We start from the raw sequence: 24681 nt of genomic DNA on the forward strand, positions 1-24681 counted from the left end.
TTGTTCAAGTCATTATGGAAACGGAGGATTTATTGCTTAATCCCGTTTTCGGCCGTGCATACGTTGAGCTTGATGGAGAGTACGCTGGGTTAATGCGAGTGGTGATCAGAAAATTTCGATTTTATGTGGAGTGTGCAGCCGACGTTGCAGTTGTAGTCGCTGTTAAGAATCCCGGGGAAAAGTAACGAGTTGTATATAAGGGATGCCTGTCACAATTGCGTGATTGGCATCCCTGTTTTGTGATTTTACATGCCCGTTTGATAAGCTTACGATGCCCATGAAGCGAGGACATTGGCGACCTTCAGGGTGCGCTGATCTACGGCTGGATGATCGATGTTAGAATAGGTAAATAATCATGCGGCTGGATGAATCAACGAGGAGTTAACCACATGCGAGAAGGCTGCAAGCTGATCTTGGTTGAAGGATTGTGTGGCACAGGCAAATCGACGTTAGCGGAACGGTTGCATCGTTTCCTCGTCCAACAAGGCATCTCATCCAGCTTTTATGATGAAGGTGCCGAGGATCATCCGGCGAGCTTGAATTGGCATGCATTCTTCCGGGAAGAAGAGTTTAAGGAACTTCAAAAGCGCTACCCGAACAAGGCAAACGAAATTCGTTCGCGGGCAATAAAGAACGGCGACAGTTACTTGCTCCCTTATCGCGGGGTTAAGGCATTCAGTGAGGTGGATGAGCTTTATACGGAGATCAAGTCTCGCGAATTATGCTGGACAGATTCGCCTGTAGCTACGCTGTCTGAGTTTACAGATTCGATTCAGCGGCATTGGGCGCGTTTCGCTGAGCTAGCCGGCACTTCAGAGAAGGTATATGTGCTCGAAGCGGTGTTCTTCCAGCATCAGATTCATGATTTGCTAGGTAATTACCAAGGTACTGATCTCCAGATTGAGCAACATATTCTTGGGATTGCCGAGCAGATTGCTGTCATGAATCCAATATTGTTTTATTTGACTCAACCCAGTGTTCGGGAGCAGCAAGTTTGGATTTCCGCTATTCGTTCAAAACCCCATTTCGCCACAGATCAGAATATTAGGTTTATGGAAAATCGCAAGCGAATTGAATTGAAGTTGCTTGATACGCTTCCCTTCCCAGCCTACTCGATCGAAAACGCAAATCGGGATTGGGATGATGTCTTTAGCAAAATGGTAGGGGCGATTGGTTCCAATATGGGGTGAGGTGAGGAACGAAGTAGCGGGGGAGGCTTCAACTTTCATGCGAATCTGCAGTTTTTCGCACCTTGAGCGGATGAATTCCCGCTAATTCCTGCAATTCAGCAGGTATTTGGAACGAATTCTCCTAAATACGGGAGAACGGCACCAAAAAACTGTATGATTGCAGGTATTTCTCTGAAATCGTCCACTTACAAGAAAAATGCCTGCACTTTTGCAGGTATTGCGGGCTGATGACGAATTTCACAAGGAGAACCGAAGCAAAACGTCGAAACAAAAAAACAGAATAAACACGCTAACGCCTGACGATCGGAATATGTGCACATGTGCTATTCTACGAGAATCAGGCGATTTTTTACGTTTTTTAGGCATGGCGCTGCAACCTGTCCCCCATCCCACGCATAATAGAAAGTATACCGATCGTTAGGAGGAGACGGATGCGTTCAAGGCTGACAAACCCGCTGACCAAAATGAACGTCCGTCAACAGCTTATTTTGCTGTTCCTTGTGCTCGTCAGTCCCGTATTTCTGCTGAACTGGTACGCGAACGCGAAGACGGAAACGATTCTGAAGGAACATGTGACAAGTGCCTACGAGGAACTGGGCAAGCAAAACCATTACTTAATCAACAGGGACATCGACACGATCAATAGAATTATGTCCACGATCATCCAGAATCCGATCACGCAAAGCATGATTATTACGGATCAGGCAGAAACGGACTTTGATCGTGTCATCAAATACGATCAGATGAACAAACTGCTCAGCAACAACTCCGTCGGCCTGTTCGGCGGCGAGGCCGTCTATTATTTCCTGTTCGTGTACGACCCGGGCAACATTCATTCTTTCGCGCCGGCAGTACCCGATATCGATCGTAAGAACAGCTCGGCTTCCGTGTTCTTCTACTCCGATAAAGCGAAATATCCATGGATGGAAGGTGCGCTGAAGGCGAAAGGCAAAGGCGTTCTTGAACTGATCGACAGTTTCGGTCCCAAAAGCAATCAGGAAACGCTTGCGTATATACGCGCGGTGAACAGCATTACGACCGGCAACAGCGTCATCGGCGTGCTCGTCGCGACGAAGATGGACAAGAAAATCGACGAATCGTTTAACACGGTCGGCTTGCCGGAAGGCGGAGAAATGTATTTGACCGATTGGTCCGATCGTATCCTTGCTGCGACGAACGGCACGAGAGGTCAGCTGCTGAAGCTGCCGAAAGAGATGGATTCGAGCGCCGGCGCCGATGAGAAGATGAACACGATAACGGATGAGTCGATTTTCGTCGCGCATATGAACAGGACGCTTAACCAGAAGCTCGTCTATACGATTCCAACGAAGTCTCTCTTGCAGCAACAGAGCGCCTTAAAACAAGTGATTCAGATGATCTCGATCGTCTATTCGCTGTTCGCGATCGTCGTCATGATGTACTTCTGGCGATCGCTGATGAACCCGCTGCGCAAGCTGGCGATGTTCGCACGCTCACATGAACCTGGCAAACCGCTCGCACGAACGCCGAACAGCGAACGCAACGATGAAGTGGGAGTGCTTATTTTCTCCGTCCACAATATGGCCAATCGGATCAACGACATGATCCACAACCAATACGACATGGAAATCAAGCAGAAGGAATCGCAATTGCGACTGCTTTACCAGCAGATTAATCCGCACCTGCTCTACAATACGCTCGAAAGCATTTACTGGAAAAGCTCCCTCGAAGGCAACACGGATTCCGCGGAAATGATCAAGGAGCTGTCGAAGCTGATGCGCATCAGCTTGAGCAGGGGGCGCGAATTGATTACGATCGAGGAAGAACTGGAGCATGCGATGGCGTACACAAGCTTGCAACAGAAACGATACGAGTACACCTTCTCAATCAGGTGGCGGATCGAAGACGGCATCAAAGATAATCTGATTCCGAAAATCACGTTGCAGCCGCTCATCGAGAACGCGATCATCCACGGTGTTATTCATATGGGCGAGGACGGAGAAATTGAAATAACCGCTAGGCAAAACGGGGACAACGTAATGGTGACGGTGGAGGACAATGGCTATAAGCCGGTCGATTACGCCGCGATCAATCGGCAGCTTGTGACGGATCGTTCGGAGACGCCATCCGGCTACGGGATTAGAAACGTCAACAAACGCATACAACTTCATTTCGGCGGCGGGTACGGACTGCGCTACGAGGCCAACGAGCCGGAAGGCGTGAAAGTAATCGTGCTGCTGCCCAGAAGAACGAGCGAAACCGCTGGAGACGAATTCAAAGAGGAATAGGAGGGCTAAGCATGTATAACATTCTTATCGTGGATGACGAACCTCTCATTTGCAAAGGCTTAGCGAAGCTGCTGGACTCTTCGGGTTTAAATATTCATCAGGTGTATACGGCGAACAACGGATACGAAGCGCTTGATTATTTGAAAATGGAAACGATAGACCTGCTGATCACCGATATTCAGATGGGGGCAATGAGCGGCATCGAGCTGATGCAGCAGGCGAAAATCATTAAGCCGTGGGTACAAGTCATCGTCATCTCCGCGCATGAGACATTCCAGTATGCACAGCTTGCGATTCGCCTCGGGGCGAGAGATTATATCGTCAAACCGATCAACAGCGAGCAACTTCTCAATTCCGTCCGGCACGTGCTGCTGCATATGGACCGCCCCGTTCAGGATCAGAGCGAGATGTTCTCGGACTTGCGCGAACATTTCCGCATGGACGTGCCGGCGCCGCAGCGCATGGCGGAGCTGAACCGAATCGTGACGGCGCCGTACCCCGGGGACGAAGCGGCTTTCGCCAAGCTGGAGGAAGCTCATCGCATCCGGCTACGCGGCCCGTATTTCGCCATGGTCAAAATCCGACTCGATCTCGACTCGGGCGCCAAAGGTCCGATCAAGAACGAGAAAGACGCAAGGTTGCTGCAATATGCCGTTCTGAACATCGTCAACGAGCTGCTCGACAAGGAGTGGGACCATCACTCGTTCTATGCGGACGGACAGGACGTAAGCATGATCGTGCAATGGGACGAAGCGAAATATAGCGATTCAAGCGCGGGCACAATCAATCAGCTTGAAATGCTCGGCCGCAGCCTGCACTTTAACGTGCACAAGTTTCTCGGCTTCCAGAGCGTCGTCGGCATCAGTCAAATTTTGAAGGGGCGCGAGTTTCTGCCCGAACTGAACGACCAGGTGAACAAGGCGATCGTCTGGAACCGACAGCATAAAGACCATCACGTGTTTTATTTCGGCGACTTCAAATGGAATCCGCTTGGCGACGACCCGTCGGAGGAAGATCTGGCAGCCCAGAACAATATGATCGTGGAGCGGGCCCAGGCGTACATTCACGAGAACTATGCGCAGAAGGGGCTAACGCTGAACGAGATCGCGCAGAAAAACCATGTCAGCCCGAATTATCTTAGCTACTTGTTCAAGAAAAATGCCGGCATCAACTTGTGGGAATTCGTCATCAAGCTGCGAATGGAAGAGAGCAAGCGACTCATCCAGCACACCGATCTGCGCAGATATGAAATTTCGGAGCGCGTGGGGTACGAATCGCCCGAACATTTTAGTAAAATTTTCAAAAAGTATTTCGGCATTAGCCCAAGCGAAATGAAGAAGTAGGATCGCCCATGATCCGCATAGATACGCACATGTTCACCTCGAGCTCCTTTTCCTACAATTAAGGTTATAAGTAGAGAAAGGAAAGAGGGAGACATAATGAGCCAAACGACAGCTATTCCGAGCCTGCCCTTGGACACGCAACCGAAGAAACCTCCCGCCAAATGGAGGAAATATTTCTGGGGGTATGCTTTCTTGGCGCCCGCCCTGGTCGTTTTTGCCTTGTTTTTGTGGCTGCCGATCGGGAAAGGCATTTATTTGAGTTTCTTCCACGTCGATCCCGTCAAAGGCAATCTGTTCGTCGGGTGGGACAACTACAACCGCATTTTCGACGATCCCGATGTCGGGAAATCCGCGCGAAATACGCTTTACTACATGGGGCTCGGCGTCTTGATCGGATTCTGGGTTCCGATTGTGTTCGCGCTCGCCATATCCGAGATGAGAAAACTCCAAGGCTTTGCCAGAGCGGCGGCCTATTTGCCATACGTCGTTCCCTTAGTCGTACTGTACGGCTTGTGGAGATGGCTGTACGACCCGGTCGGTCCGCTGAACTCGTTCCTGTCCTGGTTCGGCATTGATCCGATTCTGTTCCTGACGGATACGAAATGGTCGATGATCTCGATCGTCATCATGGAGACATGGCAAAGCTTCGGATCGGCGCTGCTTATCTATATTGCCGCAATCTCGAGCATCCCCCGCGACATGTATGAAGCAGCGGAAATCGACGGCGCCGGCATCTGGAAAAGAATCCGGTATATTACGCTGCCGGCGATCAAAACCCAGATCGTACTGCTGTTCCTGTTGCAGTTGATCGCGACGTCGCAAGGCTTCCAATCCCAGAAGGCGTTGCTTGACGGCGGTCCGAACAACGCGACGCTGACCTATGCGCTGCATGTCGTCAATTACGCGTTCAAAAACTTTGATACGGGCACCGCATCCGCGATGGGCGTTCTCATGTTCCTCGTGCTCTGCTTGCTGGCGGTAATCCAATACCGGTTGTCCAACAAGAAGGAGGCATAAGAGGTGAAATCCATCGACAGAGGCATCATATCGGATTACGATTTGAAAAAACCTGGCGTTAAATTCGGCTATGCGCTAATGTTGCTCGTCATTCTCGTCATGGTGTGCACGATGCTGTATCCGCTGCTCATCATCTTCTTTAACGGACTCAAGCTGAATACGGAGGTTAACTCGTTTCCTCCGACTTTTTTTCCGCACGAGGTTCATTTCGAGAACTACAGCAAGGCGTGGCACTACATTAAGCTGCCGCAGTTCGCTCGCAATACATTGTCGATCTTCGCGGGCAACATGGTCATGACGATTGTTGTCGTCGGGTTCGCGGCGTTCAGCCTGTCTCGCATGAACGTGCCGTACAAGAAGGCCATTCAGTACTTTTTCCTGATCACCTTGTTCATTCCGCCCACGACCTACATCATTCCGAACTTCGTGAACCTGGTGGATTTGGGGTTGAAAAACACGTTCTGGGCGCTTTGGCTTCCGGCCGGAGCGAACGCATTCTTTCTTCTGCTCTTGAAGTCGTTTTTCGACGGCATCAACATGGAGATGTTCGAATCGGGCCGCATCGACGGGGCGTCCGAGCCGAGATTGTTTTTCCAGATCGCGTTTCCGCTCTCGGTTCCGATATTCGCGACGCTTTCGATTTTCGTATTTGCAACCGCTTGGAACGATTGGTATTGGCCGTCTCTGATCATGTCCGACGACAAGCATTATCCGCTTGCGACGGCCATCTACAAGTACGTTATCGACGTGCGAAGACTCGATCAGAACATTCGCTTCACGATCTTGTCGATGGTGACGGTTCCGCCGATTCTCGTGTTTCTGCTGTTCCAGAAATATATCGTCCGCGGCCTCCACGTGGGCAGTGTCAAGGGCTGATCGCCTTCGACAGCATGCGTAAAACTGCACACAATCGAAATAGGAATGCACATTTCCATGGCGAATACGCCTCCATTATGATGAGCGTGTAAGGAAAACACCACACGAAAAGGGGATTAGCAAATGCGCAAGATATCAACGGTTATTACGGGCCTTCTCGCATTCAGCGTTGTGCTGGCGGCTTGCGGCAAGAACAATGACAACGGCGCCTCTTCGTCACCGGCGGCTTCTCCGTCGGCGGCATCGCCGTCCGCAACGACGCCGGCATCGCCTTCGAGCGACACGCCGGAAACGACAGACCTGACGAAAGTGAAGGCGACGATCAGCATCTACTATCCGACGCCTGACCAAACCGAGAAACGCGCGCTGGAAGACGACAAAATCAAACGTTTTAACGAAGTTTATCCTAACGTCGAGATCGTCAAGAGCGACTGGCAATACAATCCGAACGAAATCGGCATCAAGATGGGCGCGAACGAAGCGCCGACATTGTTCAACACCTATGCGACGGAAGGCAAGTTCCTGGCGGAGAAAGGTTGGGCGGCCGACATTACGGACCTGTTCAACGCGTATGACAAGAAAGATCAGTTGAATCCGATTCTGCTCGACCAATTCAACATCGGCGGCAAAATCTTCGGCATTCCGCAGCAAGGTTATGTCGTCGGTACGGTCGTGAATACGAAAATGCTGAAAGACAAAGGCGTCGCCGTTCCATCGCTCGACTGGACATGGGACGATGTGCTGAACACGGCTAAAGGCGTCGCCGATCCGAAGAAGGGCATCGCGGGCATCGCGCCGATGGGCAAAGGCAACGAAGCCGGCTGGAACTGGACGAACTTCCTGTTCGAAGCGGGCGGCGAAATCCAGACGGTAGACGGCGGCAAAGTAACGGCGGCGTTTAACTCGGAAGCCGGGCTGAAAGCACTTGAGTTCTACAGCAAGCTGAAAGAAGCTAAAGTCATCCCGGGAGACTGGGCGCTCGGATGGGGCGACGCGGTAGGCGCGTTCGCGCAAGGCAGAACGGCAATGGTTATCGCCGGTCCTGACGGTCCTGTCGATCAAGCGCTCAACCAAGGCGGCATGAAGCCGGAAGACGTAACCGTCTATCCGATGCCTGCGGCGCAAGCTGGCGGCAAGCATACGGGTGTTCTCGGCGGCGACTTCCTCGTCATCAACCCGAACGCTACGAAAGACGAACAGCAGCTCGCGTTCCAATACGCCGTGTTCGACTACTTCTCCGACAAAGGTCTCGCTTCGACGGAAGAGTCGATCAAGCAACGCAAAACGGAAAACAAATATTTCGTTCCGCCGGTTATCCAATACTTCAAGCAAGACTCCGAATACGGCGCGAAAGTCAAAGCGGTATACGACAAATACGACAACGTATACCAATACAGCAACGAGCTGATGGCGCTGCTCGACGGCAAACCGGAAGCGCAGTTCAACACGCAAGAGTACTACGGAGAAATGACGAAAGTCATTCAAGAAGTATTCTCCAAGTCGAACGTTGATCTGAAAGCGCAATTGGACGTTGCCGCGAAAACGATGCAAGACAAATTCTACAACAACATCAAGTCTTAAAATGGTCGGAAGAGGGTTGCCCGGGGCAAACGACAGTTTGCAAGGGGCAGCCCTCTCCCTTATCAGAGGTGAATTGCATGCTGACTAGTGAAGAGATTTTGCCGGACAAACCGGGAGACGCGAAAGAAACGGCCATATATGGAACAATCGGCGCGGTCGTCCGAATAGACGAAATGAATGGCGATACGATTGTGCGAGGCGAGAATGCGAATGTGTTATTTCGCTTCGTGCGCGACGACATCGTGCGCGTGAAGCTGTTTTTCGGAGACGTGCCCGATACGGCTGTAACGCCGGCGATTGTTGAAGGCGACCGTCCCGGTATTCAAACAACAGTGGAGGAGAAGGACGGGCAGATCGTCATTTCCTCTGGCCAGTTGCGTGCGGAGATCGGTACGAGACCGTTCTCGCTGCGTGTGCTGAACGCAAACGGTGTTGTGTTGATGGATGAACAATCGATTGCATGGGACGGCAAAACCCAAGTTGCATTTTCGGCGGCGAAGTCGGCGGAATCGCATTTTTACGGACTCGGAGAGAAAACCGGGTTTCTGGACAAAAACGGCGAACGTTACGAGATGTGGAACAGCGACGTATACGAGCCTCATGTGCAGGATACGGATGCGTTATATCAATCGATTCCTTTTCTGATCCATTTCGAATACGGCAAACCCGCATACGGCCTGCTGCTCGATAATCCGGGCAGAACGACGTTCGATATGCGCAGCCGCGAAGACCGGTACACGGTAAGCACGCAGGCGGGCGAGCTGGATTTGTACGTGCTCGGCGGCCCGTCGCTCAAAGACGTTGTCATGCGTTTGACGGATTTGACCGGCAAGCCGTACATGCCTCCGCTCTGGTCGATCGGTTATCAGCAATCCCGCTACAGCTACATGAACCAGGAAGAAGTGTTGGACATCGCGCGCACTTTCCGTGCGAAGCAAATCCCTTGCGACGTTATTTATGTGGACATTCATTATATGGACGAATACCGCGTGTTCACGTGGGACGAGAAACGTTTTCCGAAGCCGCTTGCCATGATCGCCGAGCTGAAGGAGATGGGCTTCGAGCTTGTCCCGATCGTTGATCCGGGCGTCAAGAAAGACCCCAAATATCCGGTATATGTGGAGGGCGTCAAGAACGGCTACTTCTGCCGGAAGCTGGAGGGCGACATTTTCATCGGGAAAGTATGGCCGGGGTTTAGCACGTTCCCGGATTTCACGGAGGACTCCGTTGCCGAATGGTGGGGGGACCACCATCGGTTCTATATCAAGCAAGGCATTCGCGGTATATGGAACGACATGAACGAGCCTTCGGTGTTTAACGAGAGCAAAACGATGGATCTCGATGTCGTCCACAGCAACAACGGCAAGCCGAAAACACACGGGGAATGGCACAATTTGTACGGTTTCCTCATGTCCAAGGCGACATTTGAGGGGATGCGGCGGAACATGGACGGGGAAAGACCGTTTGTGCTGACGCGTGCAGGTTATGCCGGCATACAGCGCTACGCGACCGTATGGACGGGCGACAATCGCAGCTTCTGGGAGCATATGGCGATGAGCATCCCGATGGTGCTGAATCTCGGTATGTCGGGCATCGCGTTCGCCGGTCCGGACGTCGGCGGCTTCTCCCATCACGCTTCCGGGGAGCTTGTTGCCAGATGGACGCAGATGGGGGCCTATATCCCTTTCTTTCGCAATCACAGCGCCATCGATACGACGCGCCAGGAGCCTTGGCGGTTCGGCGAGCAGGTGGAGGCGATTTGCCGCAATTATATTGGCGAGCGCTACCGGCTACTGCCGTATTTGTATTCGTTATTTTACGAGGCACATCGCAGCGGCTTGCCGATCGTGCGTTCGCTGGTGATGGAATATCCGGAAGACCGTAACGTCTACAACGTATGCGATCAATTTCTGCTCGGAGAGAGCTTGCTGATCGCACCCGTCTATCGTCCTGGCGTCGTCTCTCGTGCGGTTTATTTGCCGGAAGGCGTCTGGTATGACGAGAGGTCGGGAGAGCGCTTCGAAGGCGGCAAACATGTGCTGGCCGACGCGCCGCTGGAATCGATGCCCGTATTCGCCAAAGCCGGCGCGATCGTTCCGCGTCAAGCGCTGCGTCAATCGACGGGCGAAGCGTCGAACGGGGAACTGAGCGTGATCGTCCATACGGGCGGCGGCGAACGGACTTCCGGACGTTTCGTGCAATACGAGGACGACGGCCGCACGTATGCATTCGAATCGGGCGCTTATCGAGTGCGCGAATGGCGATTCGAGGAGACGGAAGAGGAGCTTAAGCTGGCGTGCGGGCTTGCGCATGACGGCTTGGCCGATGACGCAGCGCAAGCGATCGTACTGGAATTTCTGCATGTTGCGGCCAAGCCGCGGGAAGTTGCGAGTGTTGGAGGCGCGGTGGTCGAATGGGCGTACGACAGCGACAAAAGAGTGTTGCGGGCGACGGTCCGTTTAGAGAATGCTTTCGAGCTTGTTATTCGATTGTAGGAGGAGATGAGCTTGTCCAAACGCAGCGCGGCATTCAAGCGTCTCGCCGGCGTATCCGTCGGCGTCGTTGTCGTCGCGGTGGCTGTCGCGTCCTATTATTTGCTCCTGGCGCCGGATGAAGCGAAAGCGAGCTTCAAGACCAAGGACGGGCTGCTTGTCGTCGACAACCCGCAATACGAAATCGCGTTCCACGAGAGTAACGGCGCGATCGCTTATTTGAAAAACAAAGCTTCGTCGGTTACGCTGACGTCGGGCAACCGCGAGCAAGCGCTTTGGTGGGCTTTCATGCAGGATGACACTTCCGCGAACGGCAAGAAGAGCGACAGCTTCTCTTACGACTGGAGCGGCAAAAAAGGCGAGCTTGTTCTTCATTACGGCGGGCAAGTGAAAGTCGACGTGACGGCGAAGTTCGACGATTCCAATCGGGTCGTGCTGAATGCGGCGGTCGACAACCGGTCGGCGCAGACGATCAAATCGTTCCGGTTCCCGTACGAGCTGAACGTCGATTCGGCATCGGTAGACGACGGCCTGCTGCCGCTCTTGCCGGGCGCCAAGCTGAATCAGGCGTTTTTCACGGAAAGCAACTCGTTCCAAGACCAGTACCCGGGCGTTATGTTTGCGTCGTATGTCGGGCTGCGGACGAAGGGCGGCGGGCTTGCGGTGTACGACCTCGATCGCGGCGTGACGGCGACGGTCGATCTCGGTTTCAAGAGTCAAGTTAAGGAAGCCGGGAAAACGGGCATCATACACGATTACAAGACTTGGATCGTTCCGAATAAGCAATGGAGCAGCCCTTCCGTCGTGCTGGAGATCGGCGATTACGAGGCAACGATCGCCAGCTACCGGGAACTGAACCGCATTGGCGAATACAAGTCGCTGGCCGACAAGCTCGGAGAGGCGAAGACGGCGTTTTTCTCCGAGCCGTTCTACAAGCTGGACATTTCGGCGATTCAGAACGGAAGCTGGAACAACCTGACCGCGAACTACGTGGACAAAATGAACTACAACGGCGTCATCCATCTCGTTGGCTTTCAGAAGGGCGGACACGACGAGAATTATCCGGACTTCTATCCGCCGGCGACGGACTGGGGCGGGGAGAAAGCGTTCCTCGCATTCATGCAGGACGCGAAGATCAAGGGCAACAAAGTCGTGCCGTACACGAACATGAGCTGGTGGGGCAATCATTCTCCGACGCTCGCCAAGCTGCCGGAAGGCGTGACGATGGACGACTTGGTCGTTGTTAAGGAGAACGGCACGATCACGCAGGAGGATTACGGCAAACATAGCGGCTACGTCGTCAACACGGGCCACCCGTTCTTCATCCAGCGAACGTCGGAAGAGCATCAGAAATTATTTGAGGTGGCCGGCTTCGACGGCTTGTTCGAGGACCAATGGGGCATTCGCAATTCCCCGTACGTCTACAACAAAATCATTCCGGAAGGCACCGATCCGTCTTCGGCGTATTTTCAGGGTGTCCGAAATTACTTCGGCGGCCTGACGAAGCCGATGTACATGGAGGACGGTACGGACGTACTCGCGAAGGATGCCGTCGGCTTTATGGGTTCGAACTATTTGTGGGATCAACTCGGCTACCGGAAAAAGACGGCGACGTACACGGAATATTACCCGATGGCCGGCATGCTGTTCCGCGACAAGGTGATGCAGTTCCAGCATGACCTGGCCGCGGAGACGATGACCGACGATCAGGATATGCTGCACTGGAACTTGGCGATGGGCTACAACTTGAGCGCCGACTTCTTCAATGGCGTCGCGAATCCGTGGGTCGATGCCGTCGGCGCGTTCCAGAAGCTTGTGCTGTCTCAGTATGCGGACAGTCTGGTGAAAAGTTTCTCGTCTCCCGCACCGGACGTATCGAAGACGGACTTCGGCAGCTACATGGTAACGGCGAACTGGAACAAAGAGAAGGCGTACGCGCTTGGCGGCGACGATTCGCTTGCGCCGGGCGGTTACGAGATTGCCGCCGCGGACGGCAGCCGCAGGGCGGGTAACTTTGCGAAGCTGAACGGGCGGGACCTCGATCTCGGGGAGCATAATCTGATCGAGGTAAGAGAGAAGGACGCGATTCGCGTCTACCAGCCGATCGGCTCGGACACGACGCTGGCTATCCGCAAGGGGCAAGACTGGACACACGTCGTCGCTGCCGCCTATGAGGCGAACGGAGCGAAGATCGTCGATCTTCCCGTCAAGGAAGAAGGCGAGTTGGCGATATTTGATTATGTCGGCCTCATTAAGGAACGGAAGGTTGCCTACGTAGAGCTGAAAGCTTCCGCAGAGTTGAGCAGGGTGACAGAGACATTCCCTAAGGTGAAGGTACAAATCAACCTCGCGCTCGGGGCGAAGGCGTTCGCGACGTCATCTACGGCGGAGGCGTTCGAGCCGGCGCTGACCGTGGACGGCGACCCGTACACGTACTGGGAAAGCACGCAGAAAGTATTCCCGCAGGCGTTGACGCTTGATCTCGGCACGGAGAAGAAATTCGGGCGCATCGTGCTGAAGCTTCCGCCGCAGGACGCGTGGGCGACTCGCGAGCAGACGATCGAAGTGCTGACCAGCGCCGATGGCGAGAACTTCAAGTCGATCGCCGCAGCGAAGCCGTATGCGTTCGATCCGGCGAAAGCGAACGAAGTCGCGATTGAGATAGGCGAGACGTCGGCGCGGTTCGTGCGGGTGACGATTACCGGCAACACCGGCTGGCCGGCCGCCCAGATTTCCGAATTCGAAGTGTATTAGGGGACTGTCCCAATTGTGCCCCACGTTTTTCTCGTCCACATGCCCCGTCCGGTTGCCGATCTGCCCGATTTTGTACGAATTTTCATACACACACGCTCACCCAGTTGCCGATCTGCCCAATTTTGTACGAATTTTCATACACATACGCTCGTCCGGTTGCCAATCTGCCCGATTTTGTACGAATTTTCATACACATATGCTCGTCCAGTTGCCGATCCTCCCGATTTTGTGTGAATTCTCATCCATATATGCTCGCTCGTCCAGTTGTTAATCGTTCGACGCTCAGACGCTCATTCGAAGCAATCGTCGGTTGTGCGTCGATTGTACCGTCGTAGAAAGGACCTCAGCCCCCACTTTGAAGTGGTGGAAAATGAGGTCCTTTCAAGTGTGAAGAGGGACGTTCCCATGTCATGCGAACACTTTTGGGACATCACCTGTATATCTAGTAATCGTGGCGACCACACCAGCTTTCATTGATGACGGGAACAGCCGATGATAAGATAGCTGTATGTATACGCCCATAATGGCCACCAAATTTTATATCCCGCCGCGGCGGCCGAATGCGGTACCTCGCATCCGGTTGATGGAGAAGCTGCAGCATGTTTGGCAGAGTAAGTTGACCCTTATCTCCGCACCTGCCGGCTATGGCAAAACAACATTGGTATGCGAGTGGCTCGCCGATTGCGGGCGGCCTGCGGCATGGTTGTCGCTGGAGGAAGAGGATAACGAAATATCGCGGTTCCTCACTTGCTTCATCTACTCTCTGCAAACTGTTGAAGAGGGGGTAGGAGCAGGTGTGCTTGCTGTGCTCCAATCTCCCGAACCGCCGCCAATCGAAACGCTGCTTGCCATTCTCCTTCAGGAGATTGCCGCAATTCCGTCTCCCCTTATACTTGTCCTGGACGATTATCATGCTGCAAGATCGAAACCGGTCGATGATGCGGTATCCTTCCTGCTTAACCATCTTTCTGCGCAAATGCACCTTGTCATGACGACCCGCGAAGATCCGCAAGTGCCGCTTGCCCGACTACGGGCTCGCGGCCAATTGACGGAACTGCGTGCGGCCGATATGAGATTCACGTTGTCCGAAGCCGAAAGTTTTCTGAACCGGACAATGGAGCTTAACCTGCCTCTGGACCAGATAGCCTCTCTGGAAATGCATACGGAAGGATGGGCCGCCGGTCTGCAGCTCGCTGCTCTCTCTATCGAGGGAGATCGGGGCAACGGACGTTTTATTCGAACGATCACCGGCAGCCATCATTTTGTGTTGGATTATTTGGTAGAAGAAGTGTTGCATCGGCTACCCGATGACGTACAGAGCTTTTTAATGCGGACGTCCATTCTCGACCGCCTGTGCGGTTCACTTTGCGATGATGTCTTGTTTACTCCCGAGCCTACCGGCGTACCAAGCTTAATAGATCTGGAGCGCAGCAATTTGTTTGTCGTTCCGTTGGACAATGAAAGACGCTGGTATCGCTATCACCACCTGTTTGCGGAATCTCTGCGCCGGAGGCTGCAAGAAAGATTGGATGGAAGCAACATCGCGGAACTTCACAAGAGGGCAAGCGAATGGTACGAACGCCATGGCTTCGAGATCGATGCGTTCCGACACGCGGTGGAAGCTGAGGATATTGCACGAGCCGCACGATTGCTGGAAGGCGGAGGATTGCCGCTGCATCTTCGCGGTGCTGCAAGTCTTACGCTGCAGTGGCTCAAGTCGTTGCCGGTCGCCGAACTGGATGCTAGACCCTCGCTATGGGTGATGTATGGTTCGGCGTTGCTGATAGCGGGCAAACCGACAAACGTCGAGCCCAAGCTGCGAGCGGCAGAAGCTGCTCTTCAAGGCGCATCGCAGGATGTTCGCAATAAAGACCTGATCGGACTGATTTCTGCAACGCGGGCTGCCCTGGCATCGTTGATGATGGCCGGTAAACCTGACGATGGCCATCGTAAGCTCCAGGCAGCCGAAGCGACCATGCAAGTTACGGAGCTGGAGGATAAGACCAATGAGCTTGTCGAGCTCATTGCCCCTGCAAGAGAGGGCGGGGTCGACAGAAGAAATGAGATCGAAGCCGTTATTTTCCAGTCACGCCGAGCATTGGAGTACCTCCATCCGGATAACCTTCCTGTTCGGGCGGCAGCCGCTTGGATGTTAGGTGTTGCTTGCCATCGCAGCGGAGACCGTGCCGGTGCGCGTAAGGCCTATCATGAAGCGATAGCCTACAGCCATACGTTGGGTCATGAGCTGATGGTTGTGACATCGCTTATCGGACTTGGTCAAATTCAAGAGGCGGAAAACGATCCAGAACAGTCGGCGGAATATTACGAAGAAGCGCTGCGGCTAGCCGGCGATCTGCCTCTTCCTGCTCTCCGCGAGGCTCAGCTTGGTCTGGAACGGATTCGCATTGTTCAGAATCGCAGAACAAATGGCAATCTCATCGAACCGCTCAGCCAACGCGAACTCGAAGTGCTGGAGCTTATCGCCGATGGGTACTCGAATCGGGAAATCGGCAATAAACTTTTCTTGGCATTGGATACGGTGAAAGGGCACAATCGCAGAATTTTCGAGAAGCTGCAGGCTTCAAGGCGCACGGAGGCGATTAAACGCGCCATTGAGCTGAACTTGCTCAAGAACTCCCCCAAAGGACACTAAAGTGTCTACAGGCCCAATGGCTCAGTCGGCTATACTTCCCCTAACACAGGCTAAAGGGGAGAACGACATGAATGCAATGGCAAGAATGGCGGGGATTTTGTTTCTAGTGGCAACGGGTGCTTTCATGGCGGGCAACGGGATTCTGGATTCTGTTTTACAGCGGCCGGATTTTCTGTCCGGCCTTTTTCCGGACCGATCACGCGTGGTTGCAGGGGCGGTTTTGGAATTCGTTAACGCCATGGCGGTTATAGGAATCGCGATGCTGTTGTTCCCGATACTGCGGAAGCATAACGAAGCGTTTGCGCTAGGGTATTTCGGCTCGAGAATGATCGAGTCCGTCTTGCTGATCATCAGTTTAATCTGTCCGATTGTGCTGATCGGGTTAAGCGAAGATTACTTGGCGTCAGGAGCTTCCGATCGCGTATACTTCCAGGCGCTCGGAAATTCGGCTGTAGAGATTCGGCTAATATTCTTCAATATTGCGATGATCGTGCTTGGCGTAGGCAGCTTGTTATTATGTTTTGTACTCTATCGATCGAAACTGATCCCGCGTTGGCTGTCCGTGATTGGCTTCATCGGTTATGCGGCATTGTTGGCAAGCAGTTGTCTCTCCATCGCAGGCGAAGATGTTGGAAGTGTTCTGTTTATCCCCGGGGCGATATTTGAAATTTTGTTTCCGCTTTGGCTCATTATTAAGGGGGTTGAACCGGGGAAAAGGGCGACCCAGTGACACCAAGTTCTGTAGATCTTCCATGCAAGCGCTCTATAATCGAATTTGGATGTTAAGACGCTTACACTGGAGGCTACCCTATGCCGTACGTCAGACCATTGAAGACAACCATTATGCAATCTATAACAAATAGCCCTTTCGAGTCTTGTCATCATCAGGCGCTGGACCAAGGTCCGTGAATCCTCCAAGCGAAGGTCCAGCCCCGCTACCCAACTGCCGCCAGATGGCTAATTTTTCACTTGCTGTTATCTTTAATGCAGGAAGAGAAATTAACCGGAGGGAGCACTTGTAAATGAAAACGGCGTTACGCGTCATTATTTATGCAGTCATTATTGCAGTAGTTGTAGGAGGGGTTGGGACGCTTGGGTTCATCAGCACCATGAATGAATCCATGTCGGTTTACAACAAAACCGCCCCTGAACTCAAAAACGTACAAGTAGCGGAGTATGATGCCAACAAACCGACAGTAGCCGTGCTGCTGGCCAACGAAGTAACGGAAGTATTCGATTTTCTCGTCCCGTATGAAATGTTCGCGATGACGGGGGCTTACAACGTGTACGGAGTTGCTCCTGATCGGGACATTAAATCGTTAACCGGCGGACTCGATGTCGTCCCTCATTATTCATTTGACGAGATGGATGCCAAACTCGGCAAAAGTCCGGACGTTATCGTCATTCCTTTTATGCCGATGTTGAAAGAGAAAAAATATGCGCCTGTTCGCGAATGGATTCGGAAGCACTCCGGCGCCGAGACGACATTGATCTCCATCTGTAACGGAGCCGAGAATCTGGCGGATACCGGCTTGTTGAACGGCAAATCGGCTGCGACCCACTGGGGAGATATTAACCGGCTTATCAAGAAGTATCCGGAAATCAAATGGGTTAAAGATCAGCGTTACGTCCCGCAAGACAATATTGTCACATCTGCCGGTCTGACGTCAGGAATCGACGCCACGTTATATGTCATCTCCCGTCAATTGGGCGAAGCTGCGGCGAAGAAAGTGGCCGACGAGATGAAATATCCCTCTTACGACTATGTAGCCAACCCGCAAATGGAACCGTTCAAAGTCGGAGTAAGCGATATAACATACGTTCTGAATAATGCTTATCAATGGAACAAGGTTAAAGCGGGCGTGCTGCTGTACAACGGCGTAGACGAGTTGGATTTGTCCGCCGCATTCGACACATATGGCGCTTCAGGTACGACAACGACGTTAACCGTGTCCAGCGCGAACGAACCGATCGTGACGAAGCATGGCCTGAACCTGGTTGCGCGTTATCAGATCAAGGATGTGCCGAAGCTGGCGAAAATGATCGTTGTCGGCGCCGATGCCGAGTCTGCAGCCGCCGACAGCATCAGTCAATGGAACAACAGCGGCAACGGCGCGAAGTTGCTGTTCTTGCATCGGGATGCGGCGGATCGGTTCGCAATGGATCCTGCATTCGAGGATTTGGCCAGGCAGGAGGATGTTCGGACGGCGAAGTTTGCCGCCAAGCGGCTCGAATACCGCGCGACCGACCATTTGAAATTGAAAGGTAATCCCTTCTCCTTCGAAGCGGTTGGCACGCCGTTGTTGCTCGCGATCTTAACTCTGCTTATCGTCTATTTCATTGATCGGCGGTTTATTCGCAGGAAGAAAGCGAGTACTCGTACTAATCAAATATAAAATTTTACCTATCTACGTTCTTCCGCAATGTTTCCGATAACATTCCTTATTTACAATGGTGGGGCACGGCATTCGATAAAGCAGAAAGGAGCGGAAAATAGACAAGCCGTGTCCAAATACAAATACACCAATGGATGGGAAGTGCGATCGTATAATGTTTACTAGAGAAGCGAAAAGATGGGTAGCGACCGCAACTGTACTCACGCTGATCGTTGGAGGGGGGCTGCCTTTCAAGAAGGTCGAGGCCGGAGCGGGCCCTAAAGTCATTGATATTTTGCAAATCCCCGATTTTCACGGTAAGCTGATCGACGACGAGAATCATCCGATTGCTGCGGTTATGGGCAAAAATATCGAAGAACTGAAGAATAATAATCCGGCAGGTACACTCGTGCTTGGCGGCGGAGATAATTATGCAGGGAGATACGTGCCGGAAATTTCCGAACTGACGCGCGGAGCGGCGGTTATGAGAGTGTTTAACGCCTTCGGAATGGAAGCTTCGACCGTTGGCAATCACGAGTTCGACTGGGGACTTGAAACAATCTATAAGAACGTTCCCGCTCAGTACCCGCTACTTGCGGCTAATATTTACAGCAGGGCGACGGGGAAACGGGTTTTCGAGCCCTATAAAATTTTCAAGAAAGACGGCGTCAAAATTGCCATCGTAGGCGCGGCTACGGAAGATTATACGCAATACGAAGTTCCAGGAACGATCGACGCGTACGAACTGAAGGATATCGCTAGCGAGGTCAATGCTGCAGCCGCTGACGCGAGAGCCAAGGGTGCCGAAATCGTCGTGGCGAACATTCATGAAGAGCACGACACAGATACCAATGGACGGATCTTTGATGCCGTCGCAGGTTTAAAGGGCGTTGATGCCGTTCTCGGAGCACATGCCCACCGGGATTTGAATACTACCGCCAAGGATGCGAACGGCAACAATATTCCGCTTCTTATCGGCAGAGACCGCGGCCAAAACATCGTGCACATGCAGATCACGGTAGCGGCAGACAAGTCGCTTTCTTTTGCTAACGAACAAATTCCGATAAAGACGGAAAGCGGAGTCTTTCCTTACGGCTGGCTCGCTGCTCAACCTGTGATTAGCACCAACGTGCAAGCGATTATCGATGATGAGCTTGCGGATATCGCCGCCGCGAAAGCAGACAAGATTGCGATAGATCTGGGACCCGTTTCCGAAGTGACCAAAAACATTAAACTTCCGTCCAAAGGGGCTAACGGTTCGAAAATTCAGTGGATTTCTAGCAACCCTAATGTTATCGAAAACAATGGACATGTGCGCCGCCCTGCCAAAGGTTCCGAAGATGTCACATTGACTTTGACGGCGATGGTGACCAAAGGCGATGCGACGGTTACACAATCGTTCTCAGTCACGGTCAAGCCGAAGGGCGTCAAAGTCGATCAATGAATTGAACAATGAACTTAATAATGAACTGCCGAAAGCACCCTGCGAAGCTAGACACGAGCCCGTGTCCCTTCGCGGGGCGTTTTTTGTCATATGGAGGTAATGGGACAACGGGTGGAGAAGAGAGTAAGGGAATATATTCCAATGCGAAGGGTTGTCTTTCATTTGCGCCGATCGGCATTCGTTAAATTGTGTGTCGCGTTCATGGTTTTTGTAAGCTTGTGCGTTTCCAGTTGGAGCGTTTCCGCAAGCGAAGTAAAGTCCGCTCCGCTATTTGTCATCCAGCAGAAAGGCAAATACGGTTTTATCGATAAGTCCGGAAAAATAAAAATTAAACCGCAATTCAGCTATGCGGAAGATTTCTCTGAGGGCAGAGCCTTGATCGAGCAAAAATTCGGGGACTCTATGAAGTCCGGGTTTATCGATGTTACGGGAAAAATCGTTGTGAAACCCGTATACGACCATGCGATAACATTTCATGAGGGATTGGCTGCAGTCTTTACGTTCGAGAATGGAAAGATGACCTCCCATTATATCGACGCATACGGCAAGGTTGTCATCGACTTAAACGGGGGGATTTCATTTGGTTTCAACGAGGGGGTGGCCTTGTTGTACCAGGAAAGTATTAACGACTTGTCCAAGAACTCCAAATATGGCTTTATCGATAAGAAAGGGAATGTTGTGATTGAGCCGCAGTACGAAGGGGTGCCGGTGAGTATACCGGGAGCTTTCCAGGAAGGGCTGACTCCGGTTCGGTTGGAAGGGAAGTACGGCTACATCAATAAGAGCGGCCAGTTGGTGATCGCGTACCAATTTGGCGACGCAACTTTATTCAAAGAGGGCCTGGCAGCCGTCGAAGATGATCAGGGGCGTTGGGGCTATATCGACAAAACGGGACGTTATGTTATCAAGCCGAAATTTCAATCGGCGGTGGAATTCAACGAAGGTTTGGCGGCAGTACTGCTAGATAAAAACAAATGGGGATTCATAGATAAGAAAGGTAAACTCGTGATTCCGGCCAAATACGAGAGCGTTGAAGAGTTCCATGAAGGGCTCGCACCTGTCAATTTCGGAAGCGATGAAAACGAGCAATGGGGATACATTGACAAGAAGGGAAAGACGGTCATAAAGCCGCAATTCGGCTCCGTCGAGCCTTTCATGAACGGCTTGGCTCGAGTGACGATTGAACAATATAAAATCGGAGCTAGCAATCCGCCTTTCGGTTATATTAACGCGCAGGGGAAATTTGTGTGGAAACCCAGCTTGTAGTTTCAGCCGTAGCAAACAAATGGAAAAGCCCCTTCCAGCTGTTGAGTGGAAGGGGCTTCTCAGCGTCCCCTTTATAAGGGAGAATGGGTGCAGTTATTTTCCAATGATAGTATTTTTAGTGCTGTCAAATTTGACTTTACGATCGCGGGCAGGTTTTCCATGTTCAATGAAAATAAAGTTTTAGACTGAAAAATAAAGTATTGGACCGAGATTATATAGTAGTAGACAAGGAAAATACTTACGCGGCGGCATTAAGCTAACGGGCAGGATAGTTAAGTGGATAATAAAGGAAAATGTTGAGCGCATGTCGAAGTAAAAAAATTCAGATCTATTTTTAATTCGAAGGGGATATGAGAATGAGCTTAAAGGTGGAGCCATTGGATTTGCAAAAGGCAGATATTTCAGGGTCTAAGTGGCAGGAGGTTAGAGCTGAGGAACTTGACATTGACAATGTCAGTTTGGCGAAGACGAAAATTAATAACGTGAATATGAGTGAAATGACTTTGAATGATGTTAATATGAGTGGAATTAACATCTCGAACGCAAACTTGTCAGGTTTAGGCATTCAGCATGCTAACTTTAGCCACGCTGTTATTGACCACGTCAAATTATTTGGTACAGAATTTCATAATGTGTTTCTTCCTAAAGAGGGGGACAGAAATTATAATCCCGATGGGCAATATAAACCAGTAAGTTTTCATAACTGCAACCTATCTAATGGGCAATTAAGAAATTGTGATTTATCAAATGTTGAGATAACTGATTGCGACATTACTGGATTGAAAATAAACGGTATCCTGATTGCGGTATTAATCAAGAACAAATAAAGGACAAAAATGGCTGCCTAATCAGCCATTTTTATTTACTTCACTAACGGGTACGATAGTGAAATGACGGTTGCTTCGGCAGCCGCTTTTGCTTCGCTAACGGGCAGTTTAACGCTGAAGCTATTAGGGTATTAGCAACAAATCGGGATTAATTTCCAAGAAAAAGAAAATGGATTATAATAGCGGTATTGTTATGTTGTGGAGGCGAAATAATTTTGCTTTTAGGGGAAATCAGTGAAATAACACGCTATCCTGTAAAATCGTTTGCGGGAGAAAGTTTGGAAGCTTGTAGAGTGGATACATACGGGTTGTTTGGTGACCGTTTTTGCGCTTTTTATGATGAAACAAAAGAAGGCTGGAATAGTTTTATTACTGCTAGAGATATCCCTAATATGATCGGTTATACGGCTAAACTAGTTGATAACGAAATATGTGTTACATCGTCAAACGGAGAAATCTTCAAAGATACTCCAATAGAAAAATATCTATGGCGGACTATAAAGCACCGAACCCTGAAGACCCCAACCTTATGTCTGTTGACCTTGCTAGTATTCTTATCATTACAGACTCTTCTTTACGCAGACTTGAATCGATATGGGGAAAGAAATTAGATAAACGGCGATTTAGAGCTAACATTATCGTGTCATTAGATGAAAACACATTTGACGAAACTGCTTGGATAGGAAAGCAATTATCATTTGGGGATGCAGAATTAAAGGTTGAATCTTATTGTGAGCGTTGTTCAATAATTACGCTTGATCCTGATACATTTGAACGGGATGCCACTCTGCTAAAGAAAGTAAATGAGCAAATGAATTTATGCTTCGGCTTATATGCATCTGTTATTAAGCCAGGGCAAATTCGTATTGGTCAGAAAGTTTATTTATTTGATTGAACAAGTGTTGAACAAGTTCGTATTGCGCTAACGGGACACGATTGTTCAGAAAAGCTAGAAGAAATATTGATAATGGAACCTCTGCGATCTTGTTTTTAGCAGCTGTTGAATTTAATGCAAAGCACCGTATGTGCCTGCCTTTAATGACGGCAACAAAGCCGCCAATCGGCGGCTTTATTCATTCTGAATTACTTCGATTTTTTCTTGGCTGCGGATCTGCCTTGCTTCTTCGGATCATCCGAAGGCGGTGCCGCATACTGTGAGCCGTTAGGTTTAATCACATCAGTCATTGTCCAGTGCTCCTTTCCTAAGAATTGTCATTAGTTATATGTAGATATCACTGCTTTATCCGAAAAGCTCCGCAAGTTAGCCACTCAACAGTCATTGCGCTAACGGAGAACGATAGTGCAACGAACAACAGGCTACCAGTAAATCGGCAACCTGATTAGCTAAGATATAATTCTACTGTTCATTTATAGCCATGAGCCTTCCTCGATAGTATCCAACTTATCTATAGAATCGGACAACTGCTCTTCGACTTCTCGAATTGTCCCGTTGTTTGTTGCTAAATTGAGTTTACTTAATTCGGAACGTATTCGATTAATTTCTTTCCTTAATTTACGCATTTGCCGAAACTGTTCTTCGTTCAAATCTAATTCCCCCTGTGATGTATCGTATGTTTTAGTATTTCCAAAATGAATAATTTGGCGCACGCTCCGTTCCCTAATGGGCAGTATAACGTAACTATTTCATTTGATTCGATGTCAATGTAGTGACATATTTGAGGAGGTCATTTACTAAATGCCTGCTAATGAACTTTTGAACTTTCCTTTACTGCCTGAAGACGAAGTCATATTACAACCACTCATTCTCCCACCGTATGCGACTCAAGCTGACAAAATGTTTTGGGAGGATGATCGCGACAACAGAGATCCATTTTACGAAAATTCAATCTTGCTTCATTACCCTACAATTCGTAATCGCATGGGTTATGACCTAACTAATGGGTCAGGCAACGCTATCGTGGCGGAAGATCTTGCGGCACAACTTCAAGATGAGGGTCTCGCTCCCTATACTGCGGAATTTTTTCAGCAGTATCATGATCATTATTTCGAGAAAATTTCAACATTATGGGCTTGGCGTCATACAAGCGATAAGTCGAACAAGACCAAAATAAAGAAATGTCAGACGTTTGCTCATGCGTTATATGACAGCAGCTTAGTTGGCTTAATCGATGGGGAGTACCCAGACTTCATAAGCAAAACTCATGAAGATGCTTTCACTGCATTACTAAAACTACTTGATAGGGAAGGTCCAGCCTCATCATATCGCAGTTTGCAAATTATGTATTCCCTATTGGAGTTTTGTAACCTCACAAGGAAAGTAATGACACATCCTTAATGGGTACGATAGCACAATTAAGCCGCTGATTGGGGGATACTCAGATGGGATGGAAACCTGATCCCTCTACACCGTTATTAAATCGGATTATGTTCTTGTTTGTTGATATTCAATGTAGTGTCAATCATGTTCGTGAACGATGTTTGCATTTGGGTTATTCGTCAGAGGAAATCGAAAAAGCTATAACAGAGGCATTTGAACTGACCTTGCATCGAAAGAGTAGACACAAAGAATGACCCTCGAAAATCCATTATCCTAACGTCATTCAGGAGATTTAACCTTAAATGGCGGGACATATTG

General features: G+C 50.6%; 17 protein-coding genes and 1 pseudogene. 17 read left to right on the forward strand and 1 reads right to left on the reverse strand.

From position 1 onward, the window contains the following. Positions 1 to 389: 389 nt before the first annotated feature. The 16 genes and pseudogenes from ACFPOF_RS33460 (at position 390) to ACFPOF_RS33535 (ending at position 22980) form a co-directional block, all read left to right on the forward strand. Positions 390 to 1190 (forward strand): P-loop NTPase family protein, encoded by an 801-nt coding sequence (locus ACFPOF_RS33460; RefSeq protein ID WP_378140542.1) that lies wholly within the window; start codon positions 390 to 392, stop codon positions 1188 to 1190. Positions 1191 to 1621: 431 nt separating this feature from the next. Next, positions 1622 to 3457 (forward strand): cache domain-containing sensor histidine kinase, encoded by a 1836-nt coding sequence (locus tag ACFPOF_RS33465; protein ID WP_378140544.1) that lies wholly within the window; start codon positions 1622 to 1624, stop codon positions 3455 to 3457. Positions 3458 to 3468: 11 nt separating this feature from the next. Next, positions 3469 to 4800 (forward strand): response regulator, encoded by a 1332-nt coding sequence (locus tag ACFPOF_RS33470; RefSeq protein ID WP_378140546.1) that lies wholly within the window; start codon positions 3469 to 3471, stop codon positions 4798 to 4800. A 96-nt stretch (positions 4801 to 4896) separates the two neighbouring features. Continuing rightward, positions 4897 to 5817, forward strand: a complete 921-nt coding sequence (locus ACFPOF_RS33475; protein WP_378140548.1) for a carbohydrate ABC transporter permease — start codon at positions 4897 to 4899, stop codon at positions 5815 to 5817. A 3-nt stretch (positions 5818 to 5820) separates the two neighbouring features. Further along, positions 5821 to 6693 (forward strand): carbohydrate ABC transporter permease, encoded by an 873-nt coding sequence (locus tag ACFPOF_RS33480; RefSeq protein WP_378140549.1) that lies wholly within the window; start codon positions 5821 to 5823, stop codon positions 6691 to 6693. 123 nt (positions 6694 to 6816) lie between these two features. Then, positions 6817 to 8274 (forward strand): ABC transporter substrate-binding protein, encoded by a 1458-nt coding sequence (locus ACFPOF_RS33485; protein WP_378140551.1) that lies wholly within the window; start codon positions 6817 to 6819, stop codon positions 8272 to 8274. Between the two features lie 77 nt (positions 8275 to 8351). Beyond that, complete coding sequence (locus tag ACFPOF_RS33490; RefSeq protein ID WP_378140553.1) at positions 8352 to 10769, forward strand: glycoside hydrolase family 31 protein; 2418 nt, start codon at positions 8352 to 8354, stop codon at positions 10767 to 10769. 12 nt (positions 10770 to 10781) lie between these two features. After that, complete coding sequence (locus ACFPOF_RS33495; RefSeq protein ID WP_378140555.1) at positions 10782 to 13520, forward strand: discoidin domain-containing protein; 2739 nt, start codon at positions 10782 to 10784, stop codon at positions 13518 to 13520. 508 nt (positions 13521 to 14028) lie between these two features. Further along, the gene (locus tag ACFPOF_RS33500; RefSeq protein ID WP_378140557.1) at positions 14029 to 16173 is read left to right on the forward strand and encodes a winged helix-turn-helix domain-containing protein; all 2145 of its coding nucleotides are present in this window, start codon (positions 14029 to 14031) and stop codon (positions 16171 to 16173) included. 67 nt (positions 16174 to 16240) lie between these two features. Further along, entirely contained in the window at positions 16241 to 16903 is a 663-nt protein-coding gene (locus ACFPOF_RS33505; RefSeq protein ID WP_378140559.1) for a DUF4386 domain-containing protein, read from the forward strand. A 292-nt stretch (positions 16904 to 17195) separates the two neighbouring features. Beyond that, a complete protein-coding gene (locus ACFPOF_RS33510) occupies positions 17196 to 18569 on the forward strand; it encodes a DJ-1/PfpI family protein (RefSeq protein ID WP_378140561.1) in 1374 nt (457 codons plus the stop codon). A gap of 154 nt (positions 18570 to 18723) precedes the next feature. Then, entirely contained in the window at positions 18724 to 19992 is a 1269-nt protein-coding gene (locus ACFPOF_RS33515) for an immunoglobulin-like domain-containing protein (RefSeq protein ID WP_378140563.1), read from the forward strand. A gap of 141 nt (positions 19993 to 20133) precedes the next feature. After that, positions 20134 to 21258 carry a WG repeat-containing protein gene (locus ACFPOF_RS33520; RefSeq protein ID WP_378140565.1) on the forward strand — a complete coding sequence of 375 codons (1125 nt, stop codon included), beginning with the start codon at positions 20134 to 20136 and terminating at the stop codon, positions 21256 to 21258. 356 nt (positions 21259 to 21614) lie between these two features. After that, a complete protein-coding gene (locus tag ACFPOF_RS33525; protein ID WP_378140567.1) occupies positions 21615 to 22085 on the forward strand; it encodes a pentapeptide repeat-containing protein in 471 nt (156 codons plus the stop codon). A gap of 278 nt (positions 22086 to 22363) precedes the next feature. Continuing rightward, positions 22364 to 22468, forward strand: a pseudogene (locus tag ACFPOF_RS33530) (MOSC domain-containing protein); the annotation flags it as partial. A gap of 104 nt (positions 22469 to 22572) precedes the next feature. Then, positions 22573 to 22980, forward strand: coding sequence for an MOSC domain-containing protein (locus tag ACFPOF_RS33535; protein WP_378140569.1), 408 nt, complete (start codon positions 22573 to 22575; stop codon positions 22978 to 22980). Between the two features lie 473 nt (positions 22981 to 23453). On the opposite strand, the gene ACFPOF_RS33540 is transcribed toward ACFPOF_RS33535, so the two are convergent. Then, entirely contained in the window at positions 23454 to 23630 is a 177-nt protein-coding gene (locus ACFPOF_RS33540) for a hypothetical protein (protein ID WP_378140571.1), read from the reverse strand. 151 nt (positions 23631 to 23781) lie between these two features. On the opposite strand from ACFPOF_RS33540, the gene ACFPOF_RS33545 reads away from it, so the two are divergent. Continuing rightward, positions 23782 to 24381, forward strand: coding sequence for a hypothetical protein (locus tag ACFPOF_RS33545; RefSeq protein ID WP_378140573.1), 600 nt, complete (start codon positions 23782 to 23784; stop codon positions 24379 to 24381). The last annotated feature ends 300 nt before the right edge of the window (positions 24382 to 24681 follow it).

This window comes from Cohnella soli (assembly GCF_042655525.1).
Classification (GTDB): Bacteria; Bacillota; Bacilli; order Paenibacillales; family Paenibacillaceae; genus Cohnella; species Cohnella soli.

What these genes read in the sequence shown, in the direction of transcription:
- ACFPOF_RS33460 (WP_378140542.1), top strand. Translation starts at nt 390, where the DNA reads ATGCGAGAAGGCTGCAAGCTGATCTTGGTTGAAGGATTGTGTGGCACA.
- ACFPOF_RS33465 (WP_378140544.1), top strand. Translation starts at nt 1,622, where the DNA reads ATGCGTTCAAGGCTGACAAACCCGCTGACCAAAATGAACGTCCGTCAA.
- ACFPOF_RS33470 (WP_378140546.1), top strand. Translation starts at nt 3,469, where the DNA reads ATGTATAACATTCTTATCGTGGATGACGAACCTCTCATTTGCAAAGGC.
- ACFPOF_RS33475 (WP_378140548.1), top strand. Translation starts at nt 4,897, where the DNA reads ATGAGCCAAACGACAGCTATTCCGAGCCTGCCCTTGGACACGCAACCG.
- ACFPOF_RS33485 (WP_378140551.1), top strand. Translation starts at nt 6,817, where the DNA reads ATGCGCAAGATATCAACGGTTATTACGGGCCTTCTCGCATTCAGCGTT.
- ACFPOF_RS33490 (WP_378140553.1), top strand. Translation starts at nt 8,352, where the DNA reads ATGCTGACTAGTGAAGAGATTTTGCCGGACAAACCGGGAGACGCGAAA.
- ACFPOF_RS33500 (WP_378140557.1), top strand. Translation starts at nt 14,029, where the DNA reads ATGTATACGCCCATAATGGCCACCAAATTTTATATCCCGCCGCGGCGG.
- ACFPOF_RS33505 (WP_378140559.1), top strand. Translation starts at nt 16,241, where the DNA reads ATGAATGCAATGGCAAGAATGGCGGGGATTTTGTTTCTAGTGGCAACG.
- ACFPOF_RS33510 (WP_378140561.1), top strand. Translation starts at nt 17,196, where the DNA reads ATGAAAACGGCGTTACGCGTCATTATTTATGCAGTCATTATTGCAGTA.
- ACFPOF_RS33515 (WP_378140563.1), top strand. Translation starts at nt 18,724, where the DNA reads ATGTTTACTAGAGAAGCGAAAAGATGGGTAGCGACCGCAACTGTACTC.
- ACFPOF_RS33520 (WP_378140565.1), top strand. Translation starts at nt 20,134, where the DNA reads ATGCGAAGGGTTGTCTTTCATTTGCGCCGATCGGCATTCGTTAAATTG.
- ACFPOF_RS33525 (WP_378140567.1), top strand. Translation starts at nt 21,615, where the DNA reads ATGAGCTTAAAGGTGGAGCCATTGGATTTGCAAAAGGCAGATATTTCA.
- ACFPOF_RS33535 (WP_378140569.1), top strand. Translation starts at nt 22,573, where the DNA reads ATGGCGGACTATAAAGCACCGAACCCTGAAGACCCCAACCTTATGTCT.
- ACFPOF_RS33545 (WP_378140573.1), top strand. Translation starts at nt 23,782, where the DNA reads ATGCCTGCTAATGAACTTTTGAACTTTCCTTTACTGCCTGAAGACGAA.